This window comes from Paracraurococcus ruber (assembly GCF_004353985.1).
GTDB lineage: Bacteria > Pseudomonadota > Alphaproteobacteria > Acetobacterales > Acetobacteraceae > Paracraurococcus > Paracraurococcus ruber.
Genome location: NZ_SMOA01000786.1, coordinates 1 through 203 on the forward strand (window position 1 = coordinate 1; position 203 = coordinate 203).

Annotated in this window: 1 protein-coding gene; it reads right to left on the reverse strand. The window is 71.4% G+C overall.

The features are described 5' to 3' along the window. On the reverse strand, positions 1-203 hold a 203-nt coding region (locus E2C05_RS32690; protein ID WP_192912588.1), incomplete at both ends, for a transposase.

Here is a 203-nt window from a genome sequence, read left to right on the forward strand (position 1 = left end):
CTGCAGAATGGAGCCGATCAAGCCCTCGGTCTGGCGCAGCGCCAAGCGGAACACGGCCCGCAGCGTCAGGGCGGTTGCGATCGCCAGGGCCGAATACTTCGGCTGTCCGCCCCGGCCAGTGCGGGCCTCGGCACGCCAGTTCTCGACCGCCGCCTCGGAGAACCACACGGTCAGGCTGCCCCGAGTGCGCAGGCCCGCGTCGT